Annotated in this window: 5 protein-coding genes and 1 pseudogene; 4 read left to right on the top strand and 2 right to left on the bottom strand. The window is 55.3% G+C overall.

From position 1 onward, the window contains the following. Positions 1-93: pseudogene (locus ACWYRJ_RS20595) on the bottom strand (YicS family protein); the annotation flags it as partial. Positions 94-234: 141 nt separating this feature from the next. On the opposite strand from ACWYRJ_RS20595, the gene ACWYRJ_RS20590 reads away from it, so the two are divergent. The 4 genes from ACWYRJ_RS20590 (at position 235) to ACWYRJ_RS20575 (ending at position 3,484) form a co-directional block, all read left to right on the top strand. After that, positions 235-654, top strand: a complete 420-nt coding sequence (locus ACWYRJ_RS20590) for a GNAT family N-acetyltransferase (RefSeq protein ID WP_111964267.1) — start codon at positions 235-237, stop codon at positions 652-654. A gap of 147 nt (positions 655-801) precedes the next feature. After that, positions 802-1,602, top strand: a complete 801-nt coding sequence (gene nlpA, locus ACWYRJ_RS20585) for a lipoprotein NlpA (RefSeq protein WP_455508531.1) — start codon at positions 802-804, stop codon at positions 1,600-1,602. 122 nt (positions 1,603-1,724) lie between these two features. Then, positions 1,725-2,504 carry an MBL fold metallo-hydrolase gene (locus ACWYRJ_RS20580; protein ID WP_455508530.1) on the top strand — a complete coding sequence of 260 codons (780 nt, stop codon included), beginning with the start codon at positions 1,725-1,727 and terminating at the stop codon, positions 2,502-2,504. Between the two features lie 26 nt (positions 2,505-2,530). Beyond that, positions 2,531-3,484, top strand: coding sequence for a GlxA family transcriptional regulator (locus tag ACWYRJ_RS20575; RefSeq protein ID WP_455508529.1), 954 nt, complete (start codon positions 2,531-2,533; stop codon positions 3,482-3,484). Positions 3,485-3,513: 29 nt separating this feature from the next. On the opposite strand, the gene ACWYRJ_RS20570 is transcribed toward ACWYRJ_RS20575, so the two are convergent. Continuing rightward, a partial coding sequence (locus ACWYRJ_RS20570; RefSeq protein WP_455508528.1) for a hypothetical protein occupies positions 3,514-3,713 on the bottom strand: 200 nt, incomplete at its 5' end.

The raw sequence follows: 3,713 nt of genomic DNA, 5'->3' as shown, positions 1-3,713 counted from the left end.
CGCCTCTTTCGCCGGATCGTCCTTTTCCTGAGCATGGACAAATGCGGCGAAGAGCAGACAAACCAGCAGGCAGACCAGGTGCGCAGCTTTCATCAACAACCCCCTTTTGACGTCACAGGCTTCCCATGAAATATATCGTTACATTCAGTGTAGCGACGCCAGCCGAAAGTATGAATTTTCTCCGTAAAGTATCTGTGAGATAGTCAAACAGCACACAAAAACAGGGAGAACGTCATGCAACTGAGCATTACCAATACGGTTACGCAGCAGGAAAAAGAAGAGTTATTCGTTGGGCTGCGTGCCTACAACGCGCAATTTTTGGATATGGCGACCTTTAGCGGCGACGTTGGCGTTTACGTGCGTGACGATAATGGCGCCATGCTGGGCGGGTTAATCGGTGTGCGTAAAGGCGACTGGCTGAATATCGACTATCTCTGGGTGAGCGAGACCGTGCGCGGATCCGGCGTTGGCAGCCAGCTCATCAGAACGGCCGAAGAGGAAGCCAGACGCAAAGGCTGCAAGCACGCGCTGGTCGATACCGTCAGCTTCCAGGCGCGGCCGTTCTATGAAAAACAGGGGTACCAGCTGCAAATGTCTTTGCAGGATTATCCTTATCCGGGCATGCAGCGACATTACCTGGCGAAAGCCCTTTAAGCTTTGAATCCGTAGGCTGGGTAAGCGCAGCGCCACCCGGCCATAGCCGCATATAACTTATCCTTCTTATTGATTCTTTTTCGGTTTTTATTTCACCGCCTCGTTGTCGATATAGTCACTACAACATTCAGCAAAAGGAACTGTCTTGTGAAACGTCGATTGGGTGCTCTGGTACTGGCTGGCCTGCTGCTGGCAGGGTGCGATCAAAGTGGCAGCGATGCCAAACACATTAAAGTCGGCGTCATCAACGGCGCCGAGCAGGACGTGGCGGAAGTCGCCAAAAAGGTGGCAAAAGAGAAATATGGCCTGGACGTGGAGCTGGTAGGCTTCAGCGGCTCGCTGTTGCCTAACGATGCCACCAACCAGGGGGAACTGGATGCCAACGTCTTCCAGCATCGCCCGTTCCTTGCAGAGGATAACAAGGCGCATAGCTACAAGCTGGTGGCCGTGGCGAACACCTTTGTTTTCCCGATGGCCGGCTATTCCCGCAAAATCAAATCCGTCTCTGATCTGAAGGACGGGGCGACCATTGCCATTCCAAACGACCCGACCAACCTGGGCCGCGCGCTGCTGCTGTTGCAAAAAGAGAAGCTCATCACCCTGAAGCCGGACACCGGGCTGCTGCCAACGGCGCTGGATATTACCGCCAACCCTAAACAGCTGAAAATCATGGAGCTCGAAGGGGCGCAGCTGCCGCGCGTGCTGGACGACCCGAAAGTGGATGTCGCCATCATCAGCACCACCTATATCCAGCAAACCGGGCTGTCGCCGGTGCATGACAGCGTCTTTATCGAAGACAAAAACTCGCCGTACGTGAACATCGTGGTGACGCGCGAAGACAACAAAGACGCCGAGAACGTGAAGGAATTTATCCAGTCGTATCAGTCGCCTGAAGTGGCGAAAGCAGCGGAGACGATCTTTAACGGTGGGGCGGTGCCAGGCTGGTAAACAATCTGATGGAAAAAGGTTTGCTTAAATTGGCCCGATTCCATCGGTAATCGCCCTTTAACCCACAGCATGACGCGCGACGGCTGGCTATCCTCCTTATCACACCAACCGGAGGATAGCCCATGAACATCACCCACATTCGCAACGCCACCCAGCTGATTACCTACGCCGGAAAACGTCTTTTAATCGACCCGATGCTGGCCCCTAAGGGCGCTTATCCGGGCTTTCCCGGCACGGCGTATGCCGAACGCCGTAACCCGACGGTTGAACTCCCCGTTGACATCAACACGCTGCTGGACGCCGACGCGGTGATCGTCACCCATACTCATGACGATCACTGGGATCGCGCCGCGGCAGAGCTGATCGCCAAAGATAAGCCGATCTACGTGCAAAACGAACGTGACGCCGCGCTGCTGCGCAGCCAGGGGTTTAGCAACCTGACGATCATGACCGATGCGACCTTCTTCGGCGATATTCAGATTACGAAAACCCATGGCGGGCAGCACGGGACCGATCGCGCATATGCTGTGCCCGAACTGGCGGAGCGGCTGGGCGAGGCCTGTGGCGTGGTGCTCCGCCATCCTGATGAGAAGACGCTCTATCTTGCCGGGGATACCGTCTGGCGTGACGAAGTGGCGGCCGATCTGCAAAAGCATCAGCCGGACGTGGTGGTGCTGAACGCCGGCTATGCTCACGTCATTGGCTTTGGGCCCATTATTATGGGGCAGGAGGACGTGCTCAACGTCCATTTCCTGCTGCCGCAGGCCAAAATTGTGGCGAGCCATATGGAAGCCATTAACCACTGCCTGTTAACCCGCAGCGCGCTGCGTGAGTACGTTGAAGCCAACCAGGTGAGTGACGCAGTGAGCATTCCCCAGGATGGCGAAACCGTTATATTCTGAGTATCTAAAAGGGAAAGGAGAGACAAATGCCGCTAGTCAACGTCGCGATTGTCGCGGTAGACGGGTTCAGCCCGTTCCACTACTCCGTTCCCTGCATTCTGTTTGGCGACTCGGTCTCCGGAGAAAAGCGCTTTAACGTGACGATCTGCGCCGAAACGCCGGGGTTCCTCACCTCAAAAGACGGATTTGCCCTCAACGCCACGCAGGATTTTTCCGCCATTGGGCAGGCCGATATTGTTGTCGTTCCCTACTGGCAGCACGTTCTTGAACGCCCGCCGCAGTCGCTGCTCGACAGCCTGGTGCAGGCGAGAGACCGCGGCGCAGAAATCGTCGGGCTGTGTCTGGGGTCGTTTGTGCTGGCCTGGGCGGGGATCCTCGACGGTAAGCGTGCGGCCACCCACTGGGAGTTCGAACGTCAGTTTCAGTCCCTCTTCCCGAACGTTCGACTGGATATTAATGCCCTTTACGTGGATGACGGCAATATCATTACCTCTGCCGGGACTGCCGCCGCGCTGGACTGCTGCCTGTATATCATTCGCCAGCGCTTTGGCAGCGTGGTCGCCAACCAGATTGCCCGCCGTATGATTGTACCGCCCCACCGCGAGGGCGGTCAGGCGCAGTTCATCGCCCAGCCGGTTCCCAAAGATACCCGCGACGGACGCATTAACTGCCTGATCGACTATCTTCAGCAGCACATCACCGAACCGCATAGTCTGGACTCGCTGGCGGAGGTCGTCTCGATGAGCCGCCGCACCCTGACCCGCCATTTTGTTAACGCTACGGGGATGAGCGTCGCCGACTGGCTGACCGCCGAACGCCTGCGGCGCAGCCAGATCCTGCTGGAAGCCGGAAATATGCCGATTGAGCGCGTGGCTGAGCTGGTGGGATTTAATTCCGCCATCACCTGGCGACAGCAGTTTAAGGCTCGTTTTGGGGTGAGCCCTGCGGAATGGAGAAAAACCTTTCGTCTTCACAGCTAGTTTATTTGGGCTAACTCAAGATTTAAGGCTTAGTTAAATAATTTATTATTTTTTCTTAATCGACCTCTCATTTTTCTAAAAAAATATTTTATTTGATGAGCCCTAAGGAAGGTGCGAATAAGCAGGTCATTTCTTCCCAAGCTGACTCGCTGATTAAAATTTCGCGGATCTGGGCCGATTTTTTTCCCGCAAACACATCGAATCAGCCTATTTAGGCTATTTTTTCCAC

The sequence above is a fragment of the Enterobacter sp. genome, assembly GCF_977039595.1.
Note: the sequence above shows the minus strand (reverse complement) of the source record. Positions and strands in the feature narration are given on the sequence as shown.

Coding starts and splice junctions, on each gene's coding strand:
- ACWYRJ_RS20580 (WP_455508530.1), top strand. CDS start 1,725: ATGAACATCACCCACATTCGCAACGCCACCCAGCTGATTACCTACGCC.
- ACWYRJ_RS20575 (WP_455508529.1), top strand. CDS start 2,531: ATGCCGCTAGTCAACGTCGCGATTGTCGCGGTAGACGGGTTCAGCCCG.
- ACWYRJ_RS20590 (WP_111964267.1), top strand. CDS start 235: ATGCAACTGAGCATTACCAATACGGTTACGCAGCAGGAAAAAGAAGAG.